We start from the raw sequence: 23,822 nt of genomic DNA, 5'->3' as shown, positions 1-23,822 counted from the left end.
TCACCCGTTCGCCGCTCGAGTACCCCCGAAAGGGCCTTTCCGCTCGACTTGCATGTGTTAAGCACGCCGCCAGCGTTCGTCCTGAGCCAGGATCAAACTCTCCGTTGAAAACAACACCCAACCACAACCACCCACCCACAAAAGGAGCAGACAGCCATGATCAGAAAAAGAGATGCCTGACAGGAGACACTGACAAATTGTCAGAATCATTGTCAAAGAAATCCGAAAACATCACCCCACCAAAGGGGATCAGTCAACGGGGCATTACAAACTAATTCGTCGACTATGACACACTGTTGAGTTCTCAAGAATCAGACGCACGACGGTGGACCGCATTTCTGCGGCCCGGCCGGGGCGACTGGTAAAACTTAGCGGGTGTCATTTCCCGGTGCAAATCCGGGTCGAACTCCCTCGTCCGGCGCACGTCACCAGACCTCGATGTCGAGGACCGGGACTGCTCAGACGGCCGCTTCGGGGCCGGAGGCCCGACCTGATGGTCTTGCCTCCCGCCGCGCCCTGGCGACTCGGAGAACACTAGGACACGGCGCCAGCCAGTTCAAATCGGACCCGCGTGAGCCGGGCCACAGGTGTCGTGACCGACGCATCCGCGCAGGTCAGGACACCTCGACGCCGGCGAAGCTCTTCTTCCCACGGCGCAGCACGAGCAGCCGGTCCTCGACCAGGTCGGCGTCGCCGGGCACGAGCTCGGGGTCCTCCACCCGCACGTTGTTGAGGTACGCCCCGCCCTCGGCGACGGCGCGCCTCGCCTCGCCCTTGCTCTTGACCAGACCCGTCGCCACCAGCAGCTCCACGACGGTCGGCACGGCGTCGGCGGGGACGGTCACGAGCGGGCGCGCGGCTTCGAGCGCCGCGCGCAGCGTCGACCAGCCGACCGCTCGCAGGTCGCCACCCCCGAAGAGCGCCGCGGACGCGGCGCGGATCCGGGCCGTCTCGTCGGCTCCGTGCACCAGTGTGGTGACGTGCTCGGCGAGCGCGCGCTGCCCGGCCCGCAGGAACGGCTTCTCCGCCTGCTCGGCCTCGAGCGCCTCGATCTCGTCCCGGCCGAGGAAGGTGAAGATGCGCAGCAGCTCACCGACCTTCTCGTCCTCGACGTTGAGCCAGAACTGGTAGAAGGCGTACGGCGACATCATCTCGGGGTCGAGCCACAGGGCCCCGCCCTCCGTCTTGCCGTACTTGGTGCCGTCCGCCTTGGTCACCAGCGGGGTCGCGAAGGCGTGCGCGCGCCCGCCGTCCGCGCGCCGGATCAGCTCCACCCCGCCGGTGAGGTTGCCCCACTGGTCGGAGCCGCCGAACTGGAGGGTCACCCCGTGGTCGCGGTAGAGGTTGAGGAAGTCCATCGACTGCAGCAGCACGTAGCTGAACTCCGTGTAGCTGATCCCGGCCTCGAGCCGGCTGCGCACGACGTCGCGGGCCAGCATCCGGTTGACCGGGAAGTGCTTGCCGATGTCGCGCAGGAAGTCGATGGTCGAGAGGCTCGCGGTCCAGTCGTAGTTGTTGACCATGGTCGCCGCGTTGTCGCCCTCGAAGGAGAGGAAGGGCTCGATCTGGGAGCGGACCCGCTCGACCCAGTCCTTGACCGTGTCGAGGGAGTTGAGCTGGCGCTCGCCGGACTCCCGAGGATCACCGATCATGCCGGTCGCGCCGCCGACGAGGGCGTACGGCGTGTGGCCGGCCAGCTGCAGGCGACGGGCGGTGAGGATCTGCACCAGGTTGCCCATGTGCAGGCTGGGTGCCGTGGGGTCGAAACCGACGTAGAACCGCACGCTGCCGGCCGTCAGGGCCTCGCGGAGTGCGTCGAGGTCCGTCGAGTGGGCCAGGAGGCCGCGCCACTCGAGGTCGTCGAGGAGAGTCGGGTCGACGGTCACGGGGAACCTTTCGGGTCGGGACGGGCACGTCAAGCGTGCCACGTGGGGGCCTCGCTACGCTCTTTCGGATCGAAAGGACCATCGTGATCGCAGGCAGGTACGCGCTCGAGCGCGAGGTCGGGCGCGGCGGCAGCGGTGCCGTCTGGCTCGGGCGCGACGAGGTGCTCGGACGCCAGGTCGCCCTCAAACGGCTCGGGGTGGCCCCCGGTGGCAGCACGCCGGACCTGGCCCGGGCCGAGCGCGAGGCCCGCCTGGCGGCCCGGTTGAACCACCCGCACGTGGTCGCGGTCTATGACCTGGTCACCGAGGGGGACGACCAGTGGCTGGTCATGGAGTACGTCGAGGGCACCACGCTCGCGGCGCTCGTGGCCCGGCGCGGCGCCCTGCCGCCGGAGCAGGCCGCGCCCATCCTGCGGCAGGCGGCCGACGCGCTGGCCGCGGCCCACGCGGCCGGCATCGTGCACCGCGACGTCAAGCCGTCGAACATCCTGGTGGCACCCGACGGACAGGTGAAGCTGTCGGACTTCGGCATCGCGCGCGCCGAGGCCGACGCCACCCTCACCCAGACCGGGCTGGTGACCGGCTCTCCGGCGTACCTCTCCCCCGAGGTCGCCACGGGCCAGCCCGCCACCCCGGCCAGCGACGTGTGGTCGCTGGGCGCGACCCTCTTCCACGCACTGGCCGGCCGGGCGCCCTACGACGTCGGCGACAACGTGCTCGGGGCGCTCTACCGGATCGTGCACGAGGACCCGCCGCGCCTGCCGGACGCCGGCTGGCTGGGGCCGGTCCTCGAGGCGACGATGTCCCTGGAGCCGGCGGACCGGTGGTCGACCGAGCACGTGCGCGACTACCTGGGAGCGGGCCCGTCGGTCCCGCCGCCGCCGGTCCCGCCACCGGTGGACCCCGCACCGGCGCGCACCCAGGTGCTCTCGACGGCCGTGCCGCCCGTGCCGCCGCCGGGCGCCACCACGACGCCGACCGCGACCACGCCGCCCGCGACCACGCCGGTGGCGCCGGCCCCGTCCCGCGCAGGACGGCGACGCAGCAGCCACGGTCCGATCCGGGTCGTCGGCATCGCCGTGGCCGTCGTCGCGATCGTCCTGCTCGCGATGGTCGCGTGGCTCCTCGGCACCCGGGCAGCCGACGACTCCGGCGGCCAGGGAGCCACGACCGGCTCCAGCCGCGGACCGGGGTCGTCCGGTGGAGGTCAGTCGGACTCCTCGACGGGCTCGTCCCCGGCCGGTGACGTCACGGCCGACGGCATGGAGAACTTCGTCGAGAGCTACCTGGCCACGGTCACCTCCGACCCGAAGGCGGCCTGGGAGATGCTCACCCCGGAGTTCCAGCAGGCCAGCGGCGGCTACGGGCGGTACCGGGGCTTCTGGGCGACGATCTCGACCGCGGACCTCATCTCGGCGCAGGCCGACCCCGGGTCGGGTCAGATCACCTACACCGTCGAGTACGTGCGGACCGACGGGTCGAAGACCCGCGAGGACGTCACGCTCGTGCTCGACGGCACCGACGGCGGGTACCGGATCGCGGGCGAGACGTGAGGGCTGACCCCTATCGTTGAGGCCAGGGAGGTCAGATGGAGCTCGCGACGCTGTACCGGGACATCGTCGAGACGTCTCCGGACGCGATCTGGGTGTTCGACCTCGAGGGTCGCGTGCTCTACGCCAACCCGGCGCTGCGCGCGCTCTTTGGCGCGGCCGAGGCCGACATGGCCGGGCTCACCGTCTTCGACACCCTCGATGAGCTGGGGCGCCGCCAGTTCGCCGACCACCTCGACCAGCTCCGCGCCGGGCGGGTCAACGACGGCGAGGTCGAGACCCAGTTCGTCCGCTGCGACGGCACGACCGTGTGGGTCACCATCAGCGAGAGCTTCCTGCACGGGCCGGACGGCGCCGCGGCGGGCGTGCTCCACCGGATCACCGACTCCAACGAGCGCCGGCGCGAGCACGAGGAGCTGGCCCGCAACCGGCGCCGGCTCGCCGAGGCGCAGCGGATCGCGCGCATCGGCAGCTGGGAGTGGGACGTCGACGCGGACCAGATCTGGGGCTCGGACGAGCTGATCGCGCTCTACGGGCTGGACCCGGAGTCGTTCCCGGCGACGTACGACGACTTCCTCCAGGTCGTGCACGAGGACGACCGCGCCCTCGTCGACGAGGCGGTCCAGGGCGCCCTGCGCGACGGCGGCGACTTCCTCTTCGTGGCCCGGGTGCAGGGCCCCGACGACTCCTGGATCTGGACCCGCGGTCGCGGCATCGGGCAGCCGGACGCGGACGGCCGGGTCAACCGGATGCACGGGACCCACCAGGACGTCACCGAGACCAAGCTCGCGGAGCTGGCGCTGGAGGACCAGGTCCGGCAGAACACCTTGATGCAGGCGGTGTCGAGCGCCGCGAACGAGGCGACGACGCTGGCCGAGGTGCTCGGGCACGCCCGGCACCTGGTCCTCCTCCACGACGACTGGGAGCGCGGGCGGGCGTTCCTGACGACGTCCGACGGCACCGCCGTGGAGCCGCTCTACATCAACGAGGAGGACCGGCTCAAGGACCAGACCACGCCCGAGGAGTGCGCCGCGGAGCTGGCGCTCGCGATGCGCGCGTTCCGGGAGAAGCGGTCGGTGTGGGACGACCGGCGGCTGACCATCGCGTTCCCGGTCGCCTACGCCGACGAGGTGATGGCGGTCGTCACGATCACGTCTGCCCCGCCGCTCTACCGCTTCGAGATGATCGAGCAGATGGTCGAGCAGGTCGCGGTGCAGCTCGGCCGCGTCGCCGAGCGCGAGCGGGCCCAGCGGCAGCTGGCCGACGCCCGCGACGGCGCGCTGGCCGCCTCCCGGCAGAAGTCGGAGTTCCTGGCCACGATGAGCCACGAGATCCGCACCCCGCTCAACGGCGTGATCGGCCTCAACGACCTGCTGCTGCGCACCGAGCTCGACCCCGACCAGCTGCGGCTGGCCTCCGGGGTGCAGGTGGCCAGCCGGGCACTGCTCAGCGTGATCAACGACGTCCTGGACTTCTCCAAGATCGAGGCCGGCAAGCTGGAGCTGGAGCGACTGGACTTCGAGGTGCGCCCGGTCTTCGACCAGGTGGCGAGCGTGCTCGCCGAGACCGCCCGCACCAAGGGCCTCGAGCTGATGGTCTCCTGCCACCCGGACGTTCCGGAGGTCCTGGCCGGTGACCCGACCCGGCTGGCCCAGGTGCTCACCAACCTGGGCTCGAACGCGGTCAAGTTCACCGACCGCGGCGAGGTCAGCCTCCGGGCGACCGCCGAGCCCGCGGGCGACGGTCGCACCCTCCTGCGCGTCACGGTCTCCGACACCGGGGTCGGCGTCCCCGAGAGCGAGGTCGCCACCCTCTTCGACGCCTTCACGCAGGCCGACGCCTCGACGACGCGCAAGTACGGCGGCACCGGGCTCGGCCTGGCCATCTCCAAGGAGATCGTCGAGGCGCTGGGCGGTGAGATCGGTCTCGAGGCCAACCCGTCAGGGGGCAGCACGTTCTGGTTCACCGCCGTGTTCGAGGCACCGACCGGGTCGGCGGTGGATCCCGACGACGAGCACGCCCGCCGCTGGCTGTCCGGCCGACGGGTGCTCGTGGTCGACGACAACGACCACAACCGGCTGATCCTCGAGGAGCAGCTGGCGTGGTGGCAGGTCCGCACCGCCTCGGCCGCCGGCGCGGACGCGGCCGAGGTGCTGGTGGCAGAGGCCGTGGCCGCGGGCGACCCCTTCGAGGCGGTGCTCCTCGACATGTCGATGCCCGTCCGCGACGGCCTCGACCTCGCCCGGGCGCTGCGGAGCGAGCCGGCCCACGACGAGGCCGTGCGCATCATGCTCACGTCCGCGACGACGCCGGAGCCGGACGAGCTGGAGGACGCGGGCATCGTCGAGTGCCTGACCAAGCCGGTCCTCGCTGTCGACCTGCGCCGCACGCTGCTGCGCTGGCTGGCCGGGGTCGAGCCGCGGCAGGCCGTGGACGCGTTCGCCCCGGGCGAGCTGACGGCGACCCGCCGGGTGCTGGTCGTCGAGGACAACCCCGTCAACCAGCTGGTCGCGGTGGGTCTGCTCGAGGCGCTCGGCTACCAGGCGCGGACCGCCGAGGACGGCGCGGTCGCGGTCGAGTCCGTCGGCAAGGACGACTACGACCTGGTGCTGATGGACGTCCAGATGCCCCGGATGGACGGGTACGCCGCGACCCGGGCGATCCGGGCGAGCGAGCCGGACGGTCGTCGGGTGCCGGTCATCGCGATGACCGCGGCCGCGGTGGAGGGCGAGCGGGAACGCTGCCTCGCCGCCGGGATGGACGACTTCCTCACCAAACCGGTCGCGCCGGCCGCCCTCGCCGCCGTGCTCGAGCGCTGGATCGACGGCGAGCCCGCGTCACCCCCACGCGCCGGGCTCCCGGGCGGTAGCGTGCGGACCGTGACAGCGAGCAACGGGTCGGGTGACCCGCTGGCCGGGCTCGAGCTGCCGCGGCTCGACGAGCTGCGCGACCTCGACCCCGGCAACACGACGTACCTCGACCGCGCGATCGGCAACTTCGTCGCCAACACGCCGGGGACGTTCGCGACGATCCGGGACGCGGTCGCGGCCGGGGACGCCGCCACCGTGAAGCAGGTGTCGCACAAGCTGGCCGGCGGCGCGCTCAACCTCGGCGTCACCGAGGCGGGACGCACGGCGCAGCAGATCGAGCTGCTGGCCGACACCGGCACGACCGACGGGGTCGCCGACCTGCTCCCCCGCCTGGAGTCGGCCCTCGAGCAGGGGCGCACCGCGCTGCAGGCCTACCGGGCGGCGTACTCCCGGTCCTGACGGGGTAAGAGCCCCGCCATGAAGAGCCTCCTGGGGATCATCGTCGTCGTGTGGCTGTTGATCGGCGTCGCCGCCGCCTGGCAGCGCGGGTACTTCGGCGACGCCCGCGACGTCAGCTGCAAGAGCACCGGCGACACCGCGCTCACCATCCTCGCCGGACCGCTCAACTACCTCGGCGCGAACCCGAAGGTCGACTGCCACGTGAAGGTCCCCCAGCCGTCGAAGTGACGAGTCGGGGCGGCCGTGCTCAACGGTCGTCGTCGAGCGTCGGAGGCGCCGAGCGGTCCAGGGCACCCTGGTTGGCGACGAACGCCGCGACCGGGGGGATGAGTGCGGCGACGACGCTCATCACGACGGCGGCCGTCGTCGACCAGAGCCGGACCACGTTCCAGGCGAGCAGGATCAGCGCGACGCACGTGCCCATCAGCCAGAAGTAGGCGCGGTGTCGGGTCCGACGCTCCATGCCTCCCGACGTTACGCGGCCGGTGCGGGTGGTGGCGCCGCCTGCCGGCCCCGGGCACGCAGGACGAGCCCGGTGCCGAGCGTGACGACGCCGGCGAGCATCAGCAGGATCGCGCCGACGACGGTCAGGACGACGACCCACCCGAGCGTGTCGTCGGTCTCGTAGTGGCCGATCACGGCGGTGGTCCGTTCCGAGGCGGAGCTGACCGTGACGTCGTAGGACCCGTCGGTGGGGACGTCCAGCCGGGCGAACACCTGGTAGGTGGTGCCGTCGAGCTCGACGCTCGTGGTGTCCTCGTAGAACCCGATGGCGCTCTCGACGCCGACGTCGCCGGGCCCGGTCACGCTGATGTCGCGCGGGTAGGCGACCTGCTGGGTGCCGTCGACCTCCTCGCTGTAGAGGCCCCAGTCGCCCGCGGTGAGCTCGGCCGTCGTCGAACCGGGCATCTCGAAGGCCACCGCGCCGTCGCTGCTGGGGCCGCCCCACACCTGCCAGGCCAGGACCGCGCCGCCGATGGCGAGCACCGCGACCACCAGCAGCGCGCCGCCGGCGACGATCGTGCGCCGCCCGGGGCGGCGGGTCGGAGTCGCCGGCACGCTCATGGCCCGAGGCTAGGAGCCCGACCCGGCGCGCAGCATGACCCGCACGGGCCATCCTTCTCGCCCGACCGGCCTGGGGACGGGCCCGAGCCGCACACGGCGCGGCGCCTGCCCTCAGTCGTCGGCGAACGGGCCGAGGACTCGCAGCTGGAGCATGGCCACGAACCGCTGGTCGGGGTCGTCGAGGTCGATCTCCCCGACCTCGGCGAGGCGGCGCAGCCGGTAGCGGAACGTGTTCGGGTGCACGTACATGGCCTCCGCGGCGCGGGCGACGTCCCCGAACGCGTCGAGCCAGGCCTTGAGCGTCTCGACCAGGTTCGTGTGGTGCTGCCGGTCGTAGGCGAGCAGCCGGGCCAGCGCCCCGGTCGGCCGATCACCCCGGGCCGCGACCAGGTCGCGCAGCTCGAGGACCAGCGCCTCCACAGCGATGTCGCCGAGCCGCGCGGCACGACGCTCACCGCGTCCCTCCCGGAGCACCCGCAGGACGCGGTCGGTGCTGGCCCGGGCGTGCACGAGGCCGGCCAGGTCGCGGGCGACCGGACCGACCGCGACCACCGGGCGCAACCGGTCGCCCACCCGGTCGAGGAAGTCGTCGGCGATCCGGGCCGCCCGCTCCTCCCCGTCGTCCGGCGGGCCCGTCAGCGGCACCAACCCGTAGGTCACCCCGCCGACCAGCGCCGCTGCCGCCCGGGGGTGGGCGGCCGACAGGTGCAGGGCGAAGGCGTCGCTGAGCCGTTGCCGCTCGTGGGCGACGGCCGCGGTGTCCGGGACGGGCCCGCCGAGGTCGACGCCGAGGACGAGCAGCGACTGGCCGGCGAGTCCGAGCCGGTCCAGCGCCTCGCGAGCACCCGTCCCGCCCTCGAGCGCCGAGCCGAGGAGATCGGCGCGGAGTCGGCGTTGGACGTCGGCGCCGGCGCGCACGCGCAGCAGGTGCAGCGCGACGAGCTTGGCGGCCTCGAGGAAGGCCTGCGTGCGTTCCTCGCTCAGCGGGCCGGGGACGGCGGCCCAGATCGAGCCGAGCACCTCGTCGCCTGCGCGGACGGCGATCGCCACCCGCGGCATCGTGAAGGCGCCGTTGCCGTCGGGCACGGGGGCGATGAACACCGGCTGGTCGGTGCGGTGCAGATCGCGGAACACCCCGCGCTCGTTGAGTATGCGGGAGTAGCGCTCCGGCACCTGGCGACCCAGGATGGTCTCCACCCGGGACGGGTCGGCCTCGTCCTGGCGCCCGGAGAAGGCGAGCACCCGCGAGCTGCGGTCCTCGATGGTGATCGGTGCGTCCAGCAGCGACGCGATCGCGTTGGCGACGGCGAAGAGGTCACCGGAGGGCAGGCCGCCGAGGGACTCCTGCTCCGCGACCCCCACGTCTCCCTCGGCCAGGAGCGAGCGCAGCACCGCCGCGAGGTGCGCCCACGGCGCACCGCGGCTCAGGCCGAGCAGCGCGACCCCGGCCCGGTCGGCGGCGTCCCGCACCTGCGGCGTCGTGGGCACCGGTGCCCGGAGAACGAGCGCTGCGGCGCGGGCGGCCCCCAGGTCGGCGAGCAGCGCCGCCACGTCGTCGGGCGCCTCGACGCCGACCCCGAGCACGAGCGCTCCGGCAGGCAGCACGGGAGCGTCGACGGGGTCGTGGATCACCACCCCACCGATCTCGCCGGCGGCCTCCGCGTCCCCGTGCACGAGGTCGAGCAGCGTCGCGCCGAGGTCGTCGACGACCCGGGCGAGGCTGGCGCGGGGCCGGGGGGTGGGGACGACGGTCATGGCAGGCGTCAGCCTACGACCGCTCACACCGTCAGCCACTCGGTCGCGACCGTGACCTCCGCCAGGGCGTCCTCGAGGGGCGCGACGCCGAGACCGGGACCGGTCGGGACCGTGAGGTGGCCGTCGTCGAGGACGAACGGCTCGGTGATGTCGCGGTCGTAGTAGCGCCCCGAGCCCGACGTGTCACCGGGCAGGGTGAAGCCTGGCAGGGCCGCGAGGGCGACGTTCGCCGCCCGACCCAGCCCGGTCTCGAGCATCCCGCCGCACCAGACGGGGACGCCGTGCGCCACGCAGACGTCGTGGATCCGCCGGGCCTCGAGGTAGCCGCCCACCCGGCCGGGCTTGATGTTCACGATCGCCGCGGCGCCGAGGCGGATCGCCGCGGCAGCTGACCGCGCCGAGACGATCGACTCGTCGAGGCAGACCGGCGTGCGTATCTGCCGGGCCAGGTCGGCGTGGCCCAGCACGTCCTCCTCCTCCAGCGGCTGCTCGATGAGCAGCAGGTCGAAGGGGTCCAGCCGGGCGAGGTGCCGCGCGTCCGCGAGGGTGTACGCCGTGTTGGCGTCGACCTGCAGCAGCACGTCGTCGCCGTACCGCTCGCGGACGGCGCGGACCGGCTCGACGTCCCAGCCCGGCTCGATCTTGAGCTTGATCCGCACGTAGCCCTCGTCCAGGTAGCCCCCGACCGCGTCGAGGAGGGCGGGGACGCTGTCCATGATCCCGACCGAGACCCCGCAGGGCACCCGGTCGCGGACCGCCCCCAGCTCGCTGCCGAAGGACCGGCCCTCAGTGCGGAGCTCGGCGTCGAGGACGGCCATCTCCAGGGCCGCCTTGGCCATCCGGTGCCCCTTGAACGGCTCCAGCACGGTGCCCACCCGGTGCGCGGGCAGGGGCCCGGCGGCCGCGAGGGCCGGCACCAGGAAGCGACGCAGCACGTCGGCGGCGGCGTCGACGTACTCGGAGGAGTAGAGCGGGTCCGCCATCGCGACGCACTCCCCCCAGCCCTCGGCCTCGTCGGTGACGACCCGGAGCAGCAGCACGTCGCGGCGGGTCTGGGTCCCGAACGAGGTGCGGAAGGGAGCCACGAGCGGCATCGCGACCCGGCGCAGCTCGACCCCGGTGAGCTCCACCATCAGACGTCCCTCCGCACGACGTACCAGCCGGCCTTGTCGAAGCCCGAGATCCTGGCGCCGTCGGCCAGGAGGGCCGCGAGGACCTCGCGCAGCGCGACCCGCCAGCGCTGGGCCAGCACCGGGTCGGCGACCCGGAGGGCACCGATGTCACGGGGTACGGCGACCAGGCTGGTGACGGCCGCGTCGAGCGACCCGACCTGCGGTGCACCGTCGGGAGTGCTGCCGAGCGCGACGACCGCTCCCCCGGCGATCTCGTCGGCCGCGACGGCCGCGACCCAGCCACCTTCGCAGGCCGCCACCACGGCCGGGTCCCGCAGCCGCCAGCGCACCAGCAGGCGGTCGGAGTCGTCGTCGCCGTTGATGGTGTCGAGCATGGCGCCGTAGAAGTTGGCGAGGTACTCGTCGGGCCGTGCCGCGAGCTTCACGAGGTTGAAGTAGGCGTTGCGGCTCACCAACGGGTCGAAGGTCCACGCGATCTCGGCGACGCCGCGCAGCATCGCCCAGGAGCGCTGGTGGAGCTTCAGCGCGAACCCGACGTGCCGGCCGGCCACGTCGTCGGCGACCCCGGCGATGTGGCTGTGCAGCGCGTCCTCGGCCGGTGCGTGGAAGAAGCCGACGCAGGCGCCCACGAGGCGGTCCCCGTCGAAGGCACCACCGACGTAGTTGCCGGCCTTGCCGAAGGCCCGCAGCAGCTCCAGGGTCATCGGCGGGTTGGCGCCGCGACCCCAGATCTCCGCGTAGAGGTGGACCACGGCGGCCAGGTCGGCGAGGTCGCCGAGCTCGCGCACCTCGACGCCGGCGGCGAGAGCGGCGGCGTCGGCCGCCTGGACGGCACGGTCCAGGTCGACGTCGACGGAGCTGACGGGTCGGACGGGGCTCACGGGACTCATGCTGCTCAGGTCCTCCGGTGTCGTCATGGTCGCGCACCACCAGAGGCGAGCAGTCGATTGGTCGGCTGGGCCAGCAGGTCGGTCACCAGCGCGCGGAGCAGGGTCGTGCGGTCCGTCAGGTGGTCGACGAGCACGTGCTCGTGGTCGGCGTGCGCGCCGCCGCCGACCGCACCGAGGCCGTCGAGGGTCGCGGTGCCCACCCCCGCGGTGAAGTTCCCGTCCGAGGCGCCCCCGACCGACGCGGCGGTGGGTGCGGGCAGCCCGGCACGGACGGCGACCGCCCGGGCGCGCTCCAGGAGCAGCGCCGACGCGGACGACTCCAGAGGCGGCCGGTTGGGGCCGCCGTCGAGCTCGATGCGCGCACCCGGCACCGCGGGCTGCAGCGCTCGCATCCCGGCGTCGACCCGCTCCTGCTCGGCCCGGGTGCGGACGCGGACGTCGACCGCGAACGACGCCTCGGCAGGGACGGTGTTCGTCGTCACCCCGGCCTGCGCCCGGGTGGGGGTGACCGTCGTGCCTTCCTCCGAGCGGCCCAGGGCGGCGACCGCGAGGACCTGGTGGGCGAGCTCCAGCGTGGCGTTGACGCCCGCCTCCGGCTCGAGGCCGGCATGCGCAGCGTGCCCGCGGAGCCGGACCTCGTAGAGGGAGACCCCCTTGCGCTCGGTCTTGAGCGCACCTCCGTCGGCGGACGCCTCGAGCACCAGCGCTGCCTCGGCCAGCCGGGCCTCCGCCTCCACCAGCTCGCGCGAGCTCGGCGAGCCGAGCTCCTCGTCACCGGTCACCAGCAGCGTGACGCCGTCCAGGCCGGCCGCGGCGTGCAGCATCATCGCGAGGCCCGCCTTCATGTCGAAGCACCCCGGCCCGCGCAGGACACCGGCCTCCACGGTGCACGGACGCCGCTCCAGCGTCCCGATGGGCCACACGGTGTCGTGGTGGCCGAGGAGCAGGACCCGCGACGGCCCGGCCCCCAGTCGCCAGCGCAGGTGGGTGCGACCGTCGAGGACGACCCGCTCGGGTGCGACACCGAGCCGACGCTCCCCCAGGTGGGCAAGCACGTCGGCCGAGCGCGCGACGGCGGCCAGGTCGGTCGACGGGGACTCGCACTCGACCAGCTCGCGGAGGTCCGCCAGCAGTTCGGCCAGCGAGGGCACGGCGTCCATCAGTCCACCCGCGGCGTGGCGCGGGCCCCGAAGTGCAGGTAGCGCTCGCCGGTCGGCAGCTCGTAGAACGTCACCGGGAACCAGGTCTCGGCTTCCGGCGGCTTGGTGAGGAACATGCCGGGGGCATAGGCGACCAGCGCGTGCTCGTCGACCGGGTCGGGGACCATCTCGGCGAGCGGCCCGGTGAGCGTCGTGCGCAGCACCGGGCCCCGGTCGCCCTCGAGGACCTCCATGGTCACGCCGGCGCGCTGGTAGCGCCCGAAATAGGGCGCGACATCGACCTCGACGGCCGGCTGCGGTGGCACCAGCGGGCGGGGCATGTCGACGCCGGCCAGCTCGGCGAACACCTCGCGGTAGAGGTCCTCGTAGAGGTCGCGGCTGCCGTCGTCGTTGGTCAGCAGCGTCACCGCCAGCCCCCCACCGGTGCCGGGGTCGGGGAGCACCCGCAGGAACGCCGCCTGCCCGATGGTGTTGCCGTCGTGTCCGTAGACCCGGCGGCCGTCCCAGCCGAACCGGATCCACCCGAGCCCCCACGAGTCGCCCAGCGAGTGGACGTCGGGCAGGTCCGCCTGGTGCGCCGCCATCGCCGCCGCCGACCCCGCGCCGAGGACCCGCTGGCCGTCCGGGCCGAGCCCGCCGGTCAGGTGCATCCGGGCAAAGGCCAGCACGTCGGCTGCGCTCGCGGTCACCAGCCCGGCCGGGCCGATCGAGCGGGGCAGCTGCCAGACCGGCGCGACGGACGTCACGCCGTCCTGGGTGACGTGGCCGACGGCCGCGGCCTCGAGCAGCGCCTCCTCCGGCAGGGTCAGCGTGTGCTGCAGTCCCAGCGGCTCCGCGAGCCGGGTGCGGACGGCCTCGTCCCACGTCGTCCCCGTGAGCCGCTCGACGACCCGACCCAGGACCGAGAAGCCGGCGTTGCAGTAGGACCAGGTGGCACCGAGCGGGTGGTTCTGGGTCTGCTCGGCCAGCAGCTCGACGTACTTCTCCAGGCAGTCGTCGCCGCGGCCGGTGTCGGTGAACACGTCGCCGTCGATGCCGCTGGTGTGGTTGAGCAGGTGCCGCAGCGTGACGTGCTTGGTCACGTCCGGGTCGGCCAGGCGCAGCTCGGGCAGCACCTCGACGACCGGTGCGTCGAGGTCGGCGAGGCCCTCGTCGACCAGCTGCATCACCACGGTGGCCGTCCACACCTTCGTGATGGAGCCGATCTGGAACACCGCGTCGGGGGTCACCGGCTGCTGCGTGCTCCGGCTGAGCACGCCGTGCGTCGCGACGACCACCTCCTCCGAGCCGTCCGGGTCGAGGCGCAGGATGCCGAGCTGCGCTCCTGGGGTGCCGTGCCGCTTGGCGAGCCGCGCCAGGCGGTGCTGCCAGCGCTCGCGGTCGAGCCGGGGGCGGCCGGCGTGCAGGGTGTGCCGTTCGACCCAGTCGACGACCCGGCGGGCGTAGTCGAGGCGCTGGGAGGGGGGTCCGAGCAGGATGAACCCGTGGGACGCGTCGGGGTAGAGCACGAGCTCGGTCGGGACCGACCGCTCGCGCAGGGAGGTGTGCCACTGGAGCGCCTGGCCGACCGGACACGTCAGGTCGTCCCGGCCGTGCAGCAGCAGGGTCGGCGTCGACACGTGCTGCACCCGGGTGAGCGGCGACATCGCGGCGTACGCCTCGGGGCGCTCCCACGGCGTCCCGCCGAGCTCGTAGCGGCTCATGCACGAGCCGTCGTCGCAGGTGCCGTACATGCTCGTCATGTCGCTCACCGTGCCGCCGGCGACACCGGCCTTGAACCGGTCGTCGTGCGCGGTGAGCCAGCAGGTCATGAACCCGCCGTAGCTGTAGCCGGTCACCGCCAGCCGGTCGGGGTCCGCGAGCCCCTCGGCCACCAGCGCGTCCACGGGCTCGAGGAGGTCGGCCGCGTCCGCGACGCCCCAGGCGCCATTGACCCCGTCGAAGAAGGCCTCGCCGTAGCCGTCGCTGCCGCGCGGGTTGACCAGCAGCACGACCCAGCCGCGCGCGGCGAGCTCCTGGTGGTAGGGGTGCATCTCGTCGGCAGCCGCGTTCCACGCGTTGTGCGGGCCGCCGTGCACGTCGAGGAGCAGCGGCCGCGGACCGGTGCGCTCCGGGTCGCGCACCAGCCAGCCCTGCACCTGGGTGCCGTCGGAGATCGTGAAGGTCCGCTCCTCGGGCTCGAGGAGCGCGACGTCGCCGAGGCTCGCGCCGTGGTCGGTGAGCACCGTCTCGACCCCGGTCGTCAGGTCCACGGCCACGACCTCGCCGTACGACGTCGGCGTGGTGAGGACGACGACGGCCGTGCCGCCGACGACCGACAGCCCGGAGACGACGCGACCGGCGCCGTCGAGGACCGGCCGCTCCTCCGGCCCCGTGGTCCACAGGTGGGTGCAGCCGCGGTCGCGCAGGCAGAACAGCACGGACCCGTCCGCACGCTCGTGCGGGCGGCCGCCGGGGTAGGCGGTCGCGCCGGGCATCACGTTGCGGTCCAGGTGCCCGGTCAGGCTCACCGGCTCGCCCCCGTCCAGCGGCACTCGCAGCAGGTGCTGGTGGCCGACCGGGTCACCGGGGTGACCGACGACGAGCAGGTGCCGTCCGTCGGCGGCGAAGGACACGGTGCGGGCGACGCCGCTGACCGGTCCGACCACCCGCGGCCGGCTCCGCGGGTCGTCGGAGTCGACCAGGTGCACGGCCGTGCGCCAGGTCAGGTCGCTGTCCTCCCCCACCTTGCGGGTGAACGCCAGCGACCGCCCGTCCGGTGACCAGGCCGGCGGGCCGGCATGGTCGCGGCCGTCGGTGACCTGGCGGCACCGGCCCGAGGCGAGGTCCAGCACGTGCACCTGGTCGCGCGCGGCGCCGTACATCCCCTCGCCGTCGGTCTGGAAGTCCAGGCGGGTCGCGACGAGCGGGCCGGTGCCGCCGGTCGGGTCGACGCGGGCGGTGAAGGCCAGGCGGGTGCCGTCCGGGCTCCACACCGGCGCGGTCACCCCCTGCGGCAGCTCGGTGACCCGCTCCGGGTCCCCACCGGTCACGGGGAGCAGGTGGACCTGCCCGTCGCGAACGAAGGCCACCCGGGACCCGTCCGGCGACCAGGCGGGCTCGGAGTCCGCCGGGCCGTCCGTCAGGCGGCGCGGGCTGCCGCCGGCGACCGGCACCGTCCAGAGCTGGTCGACGGCGCGGTCCGCGACGGGGTCGAGCGTGCGCAGCACGTAGACCGCCTGGCTCCCGTCGGGAGAGAGCACGGGGTGCGACGGCACCGCGAGCGCGGTGAGGTCGTCGAGGGTGAGGCGTCGAGTCATCGGGGGCTCCTGCCCGTCGGGGTGGTGAGTCCGGGAACCGCGGCCAGCAGCTCGCGGGTGTAGTCGTGCTCCGGGGCGGCCAGGACCCGGTCGGTGGGACCCTCCTCGACGATCCGGCCGTCCCGCATGACCGCCACCTGGGTCGCGACGTAGCGCACGACCGCGAGGTTGTGGCTGATGAACAGCATCGAGAGACCGAGCTCGCGCTGGAGCTCACGGACCAGGTTGAGCACCGCGCCCTGGATGGAGACGTCGAGCGCCGAGGTGATCTCGTCGGCGATCACGACCTGCGGCCGGCCCGCCAGGGCGCGGGCCAGGGCGACCCGCTGGCGCTGGCCGCCGGACAGCTCCGCCGGGCGGGCGGCCGCCCACGCCGGGTCGATGTGGACCAGCTCGAGGAGCCGGGCGACCTCCGCCCGACGGTCGGCCCGGGAGCCGGCCCGCGGCATGGCCTCGGCCACGCTCTCGCCGACGGTCATCCGGGGGTCCAGGGAGGAGTAGGGGTCCTGGAACACCATCTGCAGCGGGCGACGACCGGTCGTCGGCACGGGCGCCCCGCCGACGGTGATCCGGCCCGCGCCCACCGGGGCCAGGCCCACCGCCGCGCGGGCCAGGGTGGACTTGCCCGACCCGGACTCACCGACCAGCCCGACGACGGTGCCGGCCGGCACGGTCAGCGTCACGTCGTCCACCGCCATCGTCGGGCCGTAGCGCACCGTGACGCCCTCGAAGCGCAGCTCGCTCACGAGACCTCCACCTCCTCGAGCCGCGCGGTGCCGTCGACGTCGTCCACGTCGTCGGTGCCGAGCGGCTCGCCGGCGTGCCAGCACGCCACGCGCCGGCCGGTCCCGTCCGGCACCAGCGGGGGCTCCTCGGTGCGGCAGTGGTCGGTCGCGAGCGGGCACCGGGGTGCGAAGGCACAGCCGGGTGGGACGTCCGCGGGGTCGACCGGCCGACCAGGGATCACCGCCAGCGGCTCGTCGCGGTCGGTCTCCATGTCCGGCACCGCGGCCACGAGAGCCCGGGTGTAGGGGTGCCGCGCTCCGCCGGCCAGGTCACCGGCCGGCAGGTCCTCGACGATCTTGCCGGCGTACATCACCAGCACCCGGTCGCAGACCTCGCCGACGACGGTCACGTCGTGGCTGATCAGCACGAGCGCGACGTCGTCCGCGGCCCGGATCGAGGCGAGCAGGTCGAGCACCTGCTGCTGGACCGTGACGTCGAGGGCCGTCGTCGGCTCGTCCGCGACGATGAGGGCCGGGGTGCCCATCAGCCCCATCCCGATCATGGCGCGCTGCCGCATGCCGCCGGAGAACTCGTGGGGGTACTGGTGCGCCCGGCGCTCGGGCTCGGAGATCCGGACCGCGCGCATCCGGTCGACCGCCCGGGCCATCGCGGCCCTCCGGTCCAGCCCCTGGTGGTGGCGCGCGCCCTCCGCGAGCTGACCGCCCATCCGCCGGGTGGGGTTGAACGACGTCATCGGGTCCTGGAAGACCATCGCCAGCGACGTGCCGAGCAGCCGCCGCTGCGCCCTGGTCTCGCCGACCCTCAGGTCGGTGCCGAGCAGGTCCAGCCGGGCGGCGCCGACGCGACCGGGCGGCTCGACGAGCCGCGAGACGGCCAGCGCCGTCACCGACTTGCCCGACCCCGACTCCCCCACGATCCCGAGCGCCTCGCCGCGACCGACCGTGAACGACACGCCGCGGACCGCGTGGACCGGACCGCGTGGCCCGGGGAAGGCGACCTCGAGGTCCCGGACGTCGAGCACCAGGTCGGTGCCGCCGTGGGCGGTCCCCTGCACGGGCGCCTCGGCCTCGAGCGGCGGCGGGTCGGCCGGCAGCGCGGGCAGGCCGCCGACTACCCCGACACCGAGCACCTTGGCCACGGACTCGCCGAACAGGTTGAACGCGAGGCCGGCCACCAGGACCGCGAGCCCGGGCGCCAGCGCGGCGGCCGGGTTGACGTAGATCGAGCCGATGCCGTCGAACAGCAGCCGGCCCCAGTCGTACGCCGGCTGCTGCACGCCGAGCCCGAGGAACGACAGCCCCGCGAAGGCCAGCAGTGCGGCGCCGGCACCGATGGTGGCGTTGACGACCAGCGGCTCGGAGACGTTGGGCAGCACGTGGCGCAGCAGGATGCGGGTGCGGCCGACCCCCGCGACCCGGGCCGCGGCGACGAAGTCTCGCGAGGCGATCCCGGCGACCAGGGTCTGGGTGAGCCGGCCGAAGGTCGGAGCGCCCGCCAGGCCGATCGCGAGCACCGCCCCGGTCGCGCCCACCCCGAAGACGACGGCGAAGAAGAGGGCGAGCAGCAGGCCCGGGAACGCCACGGCGATGTTGGTGCCGGCCACCACGGCCCGGCCGGACCGGCGCCCCAGCAGGAACGGCGCGGTCCCGATCAGCAGTCCGGCCACGACCGCGATGATGGTCGCCGCGAGCGCGAGCTCGACCGACAGCCGGGTGGCGACGAGCGTGCGGAAGAAGATGTCACGACCGAGGTTGTCGGTGCCGGCCCAGTGCTGCAGGGACGGGCCGGCGAGGATGTCGTCGGTGTCGATCGCGTCGGCCCGGTCGGTCCACAGGATGGGGGCGACCACGGCGAGCGCCAGCACGCCGACCGTCAGGACGGTCGCGGTCAGCCCGACCGGCGTGCGGAGCACGCTCCTCCAGCGGCGCATCCGCTCAGTCCTCCCGGATCATCGAGCGGGGATCGAGCACGGCCAGCACGACGTCGACCAGCGTGTTCACCAGCAGCACCGCCACGCCGTACACGAGCACGATCGCCTGGACCACCTGGTAGTCCTTGTTGAGGATCGAGCTGACGATCGTGCTGCCCAGGCCCGGCCAGGCGAAGACGTTCTCGACCAGGACGGTGCCCGCCACCATCGAGGTGAGGATCAGACCGCCGAGCGTGAGCGACGCGGTCAGGGCGTTGGGGAGGGCGTGGCCGAGGTAGACGGTACGCGCAGGCAGTCGCTTGGCACGCGCGGTCCGGACGAAGTCGGCGTCGAGGACCGTCACCATCTCGACCCGGATGATCCGGGCGATGATCGCGGCCGGCCCGACGGCGAGGGCGAGGACGGGCAGCACGTAGGCACTCGGCGAATCGTTGCCGGCCACCGGCAGCCACCCGAGCGTCACGGCGAACACGTAGACGAGCAGGACGCCGAGGAGGAAGTCGGGGATGATCCCGAGCACGACGCTGGTGCCGGTGAAGGCCAGCTCGGTGCGGCGGCCGCGCCCGCGGCGGGTCCGCACGCCCATCGCGACCCCCAGGGGCACGGCGACCGCGACCGCGACCACGAACGCGAGGAGCGCCAGCGCGAGCGTCGCCGGCAGTCGCTGGGCGATGGTCTCGGAGACCGGCAGCTGCGTCTGGATCGACGTCCCGAGGTCACCGGTGAACAGGCTCTGGACGTAGTGCCAGTACTGCACCGGCAGCGGGTCGTCGAGACCCATCTCCGCCCGCTTGGCCACCACGAGGGCCGACGGGGCGGTCGGCCCGAGCGCGGCGCGCACCGGGTCGCCGGGGATCAGGTGGATCATCAGGAACGACGCCGTCACCAGCACCCACAAGGACACCAGCAGCCGGCCGAGACGCCGTACGCCGAACCGCACCCACGGGTGGGACCACACGCCCACCCGCGGGGCCGGGGCGACCGAGCTCGCCAAGGACATGGACTACTTCCCGACCATCCGGATGCTGGTGGGCACGAACTGGCCCGGGTAGGTGAACTCGGCGCCGTTGCCGAAGGTCTTCACCTGGTTGTTGGCGAAGGGGATGATGTCCGCCGCCGCGACCAGCTGGGACTCCGCGTCCAGCCAGGTCGGGCAGCCCTCGGTGCCGTTCATCGTGCTGGCCTTCTGGACGCCGGCGGTGTAGTCGGCGTTGTCGATGCCCGAGAAGTTCGTGCCGCCGTCGGCGAGCCCGGGGCCGGACAGGAACGGGACCAGCTGGTCGGGGCTGTTGACGTTGAGCGGGACCCACGCGACGTCCCAGTCCCCGGACCCGAAGATCGCCCCCTGGAGCGCGGTCTCGTCCACGGCCTTGGCCGTCACGTCGGCGCCGGCCGCCTCCCACTGCTGGACCGCCAGCTCCGCGGCAGCAGCGACCGCGCTGCCCGCGGCGCTGGAGTAGAGGAACGTGATCTTCTGGCCGGCCAGCGCCGACTTCGCCGCGTCGGCGTCCTGGGCCGGGAGCGAGCCGGAGATCGAGTCACCCGGGCAGGAGACCGGCTCGATCGCGGCGAAGGTCGTCGCCGGGCCGCCGGTGCCGGCGGTCGCCACGGAGGCGAGCTGCTCGAGGTCGAGGGCCTGGGTCAGCCCCATCCGCACGGCCGCGTCGCTCGTCGCGTGGCCGTCGTCGTGGTTGTACCACTGCTCGCCCACCATCGCCGGCGTGCTGGTCGAGAACAGGCCGGCGCCCTCGAGGCGCTTCGCGTCGGGCCCCTGGATCGTGGCCATGTTCAGGTCGCCGGAGAGCAGCAGGTTGGCGGCGGTGCCCTCGTTCTGCACGATCTTGACGACCACCGTGTCGGGCATCCCCTTCTCGGCGGTGGTCGCGCCGTTCGGCCCCCACGTGTAGTCGTCACGGACCTGGTAGGTGTACTGGTCGCCCGGGGTGGCCTTCGTCAGCTGGTAGGGGCCTGTGCCGGCCGTCGAGTCCGCCAGCGAGGCGCGGTCCTTCATGCCGGACTCGCAGACCATCGGCAGGCTGGCCAGGCCGTTGAGCACGAACGGCGCGGGCTGGGGCAGCGTGATCGTCACCGTGCCGGCGGCGTCGTCGGCCTTGGCCGTCGCGCCGGCCGGGAGGAAGGTGCCGAGGTAGGGGCTCTTGTTCTTGGGGTTCGCGACGTAGGCGATGTTGTCCGCGACCGCGGTCGCCGTGAAGTCGCTGCCGTCGGCGCAGGTGATGCCGTCGGCCAGGGTGAGGGTGACGGTCTTGCCGTCGACCTTCCAGTCCGTGGCGAGCTGCGACTGGATCTCGCCGGTCTTCGCGTCGACCGACACCAGGTTGTCGTACGCGAGCTGGTTGACCGTGAAGAGCTGGGTGCTCGCCGAGGACTGCGGGTCGAGCTTGCCGGGGTCACCGGCCATGGACATGGTGAAGGTGCCGCCGTCGACGTACTCGGAGTCACCCCCTCCTCCCGAGGAGTCGCCGCCGCTGCCGCCGCCACAGGCGGCGAGGAGGACGGCGGTCGCGCCGACGCCCACGGAGGTGCGCAGGGCTGCCTTCAGCTTCATGTGCGGTTCCTGTCGGTCGGTGGTCAGGCCCCGGCACGCCGGACGGCGCGGCCGAGGTGGAGGTAGAGCGAGTGGCCCTCGCCGTCGTCGCCGAGGAAGGCGTGCGGCATGAACATGCCGCGGTCCGGCTCGACCGGGATCAACATGTCGTCGCGGTAGTGCACGAGCTCGGTGCGCTCGACCTGGCCGCCCATCTCGACCAGCGCCCCCTTGGGGACCTGCTCGATCCAGACCCGGCCGTCGTCGTCCTGGGTCACGTTGAGGTCGAAGACCTCGGCCGAGTAGGTGCCGAGGAAGCGCGAGACGTCGACCCGCTCGGGCTCGGCCGGCGGGTGCGGCAGCGGTGGGAGCTCGACCCCGGCCAGCTCGGCGAGCGCGTGGCCGGCCAGGTCGCGGAAGAGCGAGAGGGCGTCGCCGCCGTTCGTCAGCAGCGCGACCGCGAGACCGGTCCCGGGGACCATCCGCAGGAACGCCGCCTGGCCGATCGTGTTGCCGTCGTGGCCCACGACGACCCCGTCGGCGGTGTCGAACCGCTCGAAGCCCAGTCCCCACGAGCTGCCCATCAGCCCGAGCTCGGGCAGGACGACCTCGCTGCTCTGCATCCGACCCGTGGTGCCGGGGGCGAGCACCTGGGTGCCGTCCGCGGCACGACCGTCCTCGAGGTGCATCCGGGCGAAGGCGAGCAGGTCACGCGGGGTCATGCAGAGCATCGACCCGGCCGGCGAGTTCGACCGCGCCATCGCCCACATCGGTGCGGGCTGCGGCCCGGCGCCGGGCTCCATCTCGATGTGGCCCATCGCCGCGCGGAACATGATGGCGTCGTAGGGGCCGGTCGCCGCGTGGGTGAGGCCGAGCGGCGCGAAGAGGTGCTCGCGCAGGCAGGCGTCGTACGGCTTCTCCCGCAGCACCTCGACGAGCCGGCCGAGCACGCAGTAGCCGGCGTTGTTGTAGGAGAACTGCTCCCCGGGCGGGAAGAGCTGGGGCACCTCGTGGAGGACGCCGAGGTACTTCTTGATGCAGTCGTCGCCCACTCCGGTGTCGGTGAAGATGTCGCCCTCGAAGCCGGCCGTGTGGTTCAGCAGCATCCGGGGCGTGATCACGGCCGCGGCGGCCTCGTCGCCGATGCGGAACTCCGGCAGGTAGGTGCGCACCGGCACGTCGAGGTCGACCCGGCCCTCGTCGACCAGCTGCATCACCAAGGTGGCGGTCCAGAGCTTGGTCACCGACCCGATCTGGAAGAGCGAGTCCACCGTGGCGTCCACTCCCGTGGCCTTGTTGAGCGTGCCGGCGGCCGCGTCGACGACCGCACCGTCGTGGAGGACGGCCACCGCGGCGCCCGGGACGTCGTACTTCTCGAGCAGCGCGGGCAACCGGTCGGCGAGCCACGCCTCCACCTCGGTCAGGGTCGTCATGCCGCAACCGTAGGAATGACCCGGATCACTGTGTTCGTGCGGACCGACAACTCCTGGCCTCATCGTCGGTCCGATCCGACGAGACGCGGCGTCAAGACGAGGGCAGCACCGCCCCGGCGCTACGAGACGGTGAACCTCATCGTGCTCGACCCTGGTCGGCGGCGAGGCAGCCCCCTGTCCTGGCCGTCCCGGCCCGGCTCGGCATCAGCGGGTTCGTTCCAGCAACGACACATCCCGGGCATCTGCCATCTTGGTCGCGTGACCACCTCGGCGCCTGCCTCTCGAGACGAAGCGGCGGTGGCGACCCTCGGCGTGCTCGCTGCTGCGTGTCCGAGCGGCAAGGTCGGCCTCATGGGGTCGATGGCCCAGCCCGGGGCCGCGGATGACTACAGCGACATCGACATCGTCTGGATCATTCCTCCCGATGGCGCGCGTGGGCTGCTGTCGGCGCTGCGCCGGACCCTGGAGCAGGTCGGGATGGTGGAGTCGCTCCGGGTCGATCCGAGGGAACGACCGGGCTTCCTCCTCGTCTTCGTTCGGTTCGGGGGGTGGCCCCTCTGGTGGCGGGTGGACCTGGAGGTCCACTCCGCCGGAGTCGAGGGCATGAGCATCGAGGGGGCGGATCCGTGGACGGAGGCGGAGAGCGCCTGCATGGGTGTCGTGGTGACTCTGAAGGCTCTGGCTCGTCAGCGTCCTGCCCAGGCTGAGATTCTCTTCGGGCAGGCTCTGCGCCGTGTGGACGGCGTCGACGTCGACGGAGACTGGCGGTTGCGCATCGATTCGGTCCTGGACCACCTCGACGCACGCAGCCCGTCCAGCACCGGCTTGGTCGCCCGAACGCGGCAGCTGTCCCACGACGTCCTCGGCCGATGACGAGACGTGAGGAGTCTGGGCACAGGGGTCAGCTGGCTTGGCGGAGCTCGTGTTCGATGCGGTCCAGGGCGCGGTCGAGGTCGGCGTCGTCGATGAGCTGTTCGGCGTCCTCGGGATCGATGGGGTGGGTGCCGGTGGCATCGACGTGGCGGTAGAGCCGGTGGGGGGTGCGCCAGACGTAGTCGCCTGGCCCGAGTTGTCGCACCGTGTAGCCCAGGTGGGTCTTGGCGCGGTGCTCGGTGCGGCCCAGGGGTGCGGCGTTGTGGTCACCGGTCTGCCCCTCGGGG

17 protein-coding genes, 1 rRNA gene and 1 pseudogene are annotated in these 23,822 nt (G+C 73.1%); 4 read left to right on the top strand and 15 right to left on the bottom strand.

Translation table 11 applies throughout. The annotated features are described in order from the left end of the window. Positions 1-108 (bottom strand): 16S ribosomal RNA (locus ACILRH_RS23255); the annotation flags it as partial. A gap of 506 nt (positions 109-614) precedes the next feature. Next, positions 615-1,886 carry a tyrosine--tRNA ligase gene (tyrS, locus tag ACILRH_RS23250; RefSeq protein WP_395696460.1) on the bottom strand — a complete coding sequence of 424 codons (1,272 nt, stop codon included), beginning with the start codon at positions 1,884-1,886 and terminating at the stop codon, positions 615-617. Positions 1,887-1,969: 83 nt separating this feature from the next. On the opposite strand from tyrS, the gene ACILRH_RS23245 reads away from it, so the two are divergent. Genes ACILRH_RS23245 through ACILRH_RS23235 form a run of 3 tightly spaced genes read left to right on the top strand, consistent with a single transcriptional unit; the run spans position 1,970 to position 6,933 of the window. Beyond that, positions 1,970-3,439 (top strand): serine/threonine-protein kinase, encoded by a 1,470-nt coding sequence (locus ACILRH_RS23245; protein WP_395696458.1) that lies wholly within the window; start codon positions 1,970-1,972, stop codon positions 3,437-3,439. A gap of 35 nt (positions 3,440-3,474) precedes the next feature. Beyond that, positions 3,475-6,705, top strand: coding sequence for a response regulator (locus ACILRH_RS23240; RefSeq protein WP_395696457.1), 3,231 nt, complete (start codon positions 3,475-3,477; stop codon positions 6,703-6,705). Positions 6,706-6,723: 18 nt separating this feature from the next. Further along, positions 6,724-6,933, top strand: coding sequence for a hypothetical protein (locus ACILRH_RS23235; protein WP_395696456.1), 210 nt, complete (start codon positions 6,724-6,726; stop codon positions 6,931-6,933). A 19-nt stretch (positions 6,934-6,952) separates the two neighbouring features. Here the strand turns inward: ACILRH_RS23235 and ACILRH_RS23230 are convergent, their stop codons facing one another. The 12 genes from ACILRH_RS23230 to ACILRH_RS23175 all read right to left on the bottom strand — a co-directional run bounded on the left by ACILRH_RS23230 (position 6,953) and on the right by ACILRH_RS23175 (position 22,662). Next, entirely contained in the window at positions 6,953-7,168 is a 216-nt protein-coding gene (locus ACILRH_RS23230) for a DUF3099 domain-containing protein (RefSeq protein ID WP_395696455.1), read from the bottom strand. A gap of 11 nt (positions 7,169-7,179) precedes the next feature. Beyond that, entirely contained in the window at positions 7,180-7,770 is a 591-nt protein-coding gene (locus tag ACILRH_RS23225; RefSeq protein ID WP_395696454.1) for a hypothetical protein, read from the bottom strand. A 111-nt stretch (positions 7,771-7,881) separates the two neighbouring features. Then, positions 7,882-9,525 (bottom strand): PucR family transcriptional regulator, encoded by a 1,644-nt coding sequence (locus ACILRH_RS23220; protein ID WP_395696453.1) that lies wholly within the window; start codon positions 9,523-9,525, stop codon positions 7,882-7,884. A 23-nt stretch (positions 9,526-9,548) separates the two neighbouring features. Further along, a complete protein-coding gene (gene menC / locus ACILRH_RS23215) occupies positions 9,549-10,655 on the bottom strand; it encodes an o-succinylbenzoate synthase (protein WP_395696462.1) in 1,107 nt (368 codons plus the stop codon). A gap of 2 nt (positions 10,656-10,657) precedes the next feature. After that, complete coding sequence (locus ACILRH_RS23210; protein WP_395696452.1) at positions 10,658-11,539, bottom strand: GNAT family N-acetyltransferase; 882 nt, start codon at positions 11,537-11,539, stop codon at positions 10,658-10,660. A 32-nt stretch (positions 11,540-11,571) separates the two neighbouring features. Next, a complete protein-coding gene (locus ACILRH_RS23205; RefSeq protein ID WP_395696451.1) occupies positions 11,572-12,708 on the bottom strand; it encodes a M20 family metallopeptidase in 1,137 nt (378 codons plus the stop codon). After that, on the bottom strand, positions 12,708-16,007 hold the full coding sequence (locus tag ACILRH_RS23200; protein ID WP_395696450.1) for a serine hydrolase: 3,300 nt from the start codon (positions 16,005-16,007) through the stop codon (positions 12,708-12,710). The genes ACILRH_RS23205 and ACILRH_RS23200 overlap by 1 nt, the downstream gene beginning before the upstream one ends. Further along, a complete protein-coding gene (locus tag ACILRH_RS23195) occupies positions 16,004-16,753 on the bottom strand; it encodes an ABC transporter ATP-binding protein (protein ID WP_395696449.1) in 750 nt (249 codons plus the stop codon). Before ACILRH_RS23195 ends, ACILRH_RS23200 begins: the two co-directional genes overlap by 4 nt. Beyond that, positions 16,750-18,684, bottom strand: coding sequence for a dipeptide/oligopeptide/nickel ABC transporter permease/ATP-binding protein (locus ACILRH_RS23190; RefSeq protein WP_395696448.1), 1,935 nt, complete (start codon positions 18,682-18,684; stop codon positions 16,750-16,752). The genes ACILRH_RS23195 and ACILRH_RS23190 overlap by 4 nt, the downstream gene beginning before the upstream one ends. Positions 18,685-18,688: 4 nt before the next feature. Further along, the gene (locus tag ACILRH_RS23185; RefSeq protein WP_395696447.1) at positions 18,689-19,684 is read right to left on the bottom strand and encodes an ABC transporter permease; all 996 of its coding nucleotides are present in this window, start codon (positions 19,682-19,684) and stop codon (positions 18,689-18,691) included. Positions 19,685-19,687: 3 nt separating this feature from the next. Next, on the bottom strand, positions 19,688-21,250 hold the full coding sequence (locus ACILRH_RS23180) for an ABC transporter substrate-binding protein (protein ID WP_395696446.1): 1,563 nt from the start codon (positions 21,248-21,250) through the stop codon (positions 19,688-19,690). Positions 21,251-21,273: 23 nt separating this feature from the next. Further along, a complete protein-coding gene (locus tag ACILRH_RS23175; RefSeq protein WP_395696445.1) occupies positions 21,274-22,662 on the bottom strand; it encodes a serine hydrolase domain-containing protein in 1,389 nt (462 codons plus the stop codon). A gap of 258 nt (positions 22,663-22,920) precedes the next feature. Here ACILRH_RS23175 and ACILRH_RS23170 point away from each other — a divergent pair, with 258 nt between their 5' ends. Next, the gene (locus ACILRH_RS23170; RefSeq protein WP_395696444.1) at positions 22,921-23,535 is read left to right on the top strand and encodes a hypothetical protein; all 615 of its coding nucleotides are present in this window, start codon (positions 22,921-22,923) and stop codon (positions 23,533-23,535) included. Between the two features lie 28 nt (positions 23,536-23,563). Here ACILRH_RS23170 and ACILRH_RS23165 read toward each other — a convergent pair. Beyond that, positions 23,564-23,822, bottom strand: a pseudogene (locus tag ACILRH_RS23165) (hypothetical protein); the annotation flags it as partial.

Origin of the sequence: Nocardioides sp. (assembly GCF_044226765.1) — a bacterium.
Lineage (GTDB): Bacteria > Actinomycetota > Actinomycetes > Propionibacteriales > Nocardioidaceae > Nocardioides.
The sequence above is the reverse complement of the archived record's forward strand: the minus strand, read 5'-3'. Positions and strand labels throughout refer to the sequence as shown.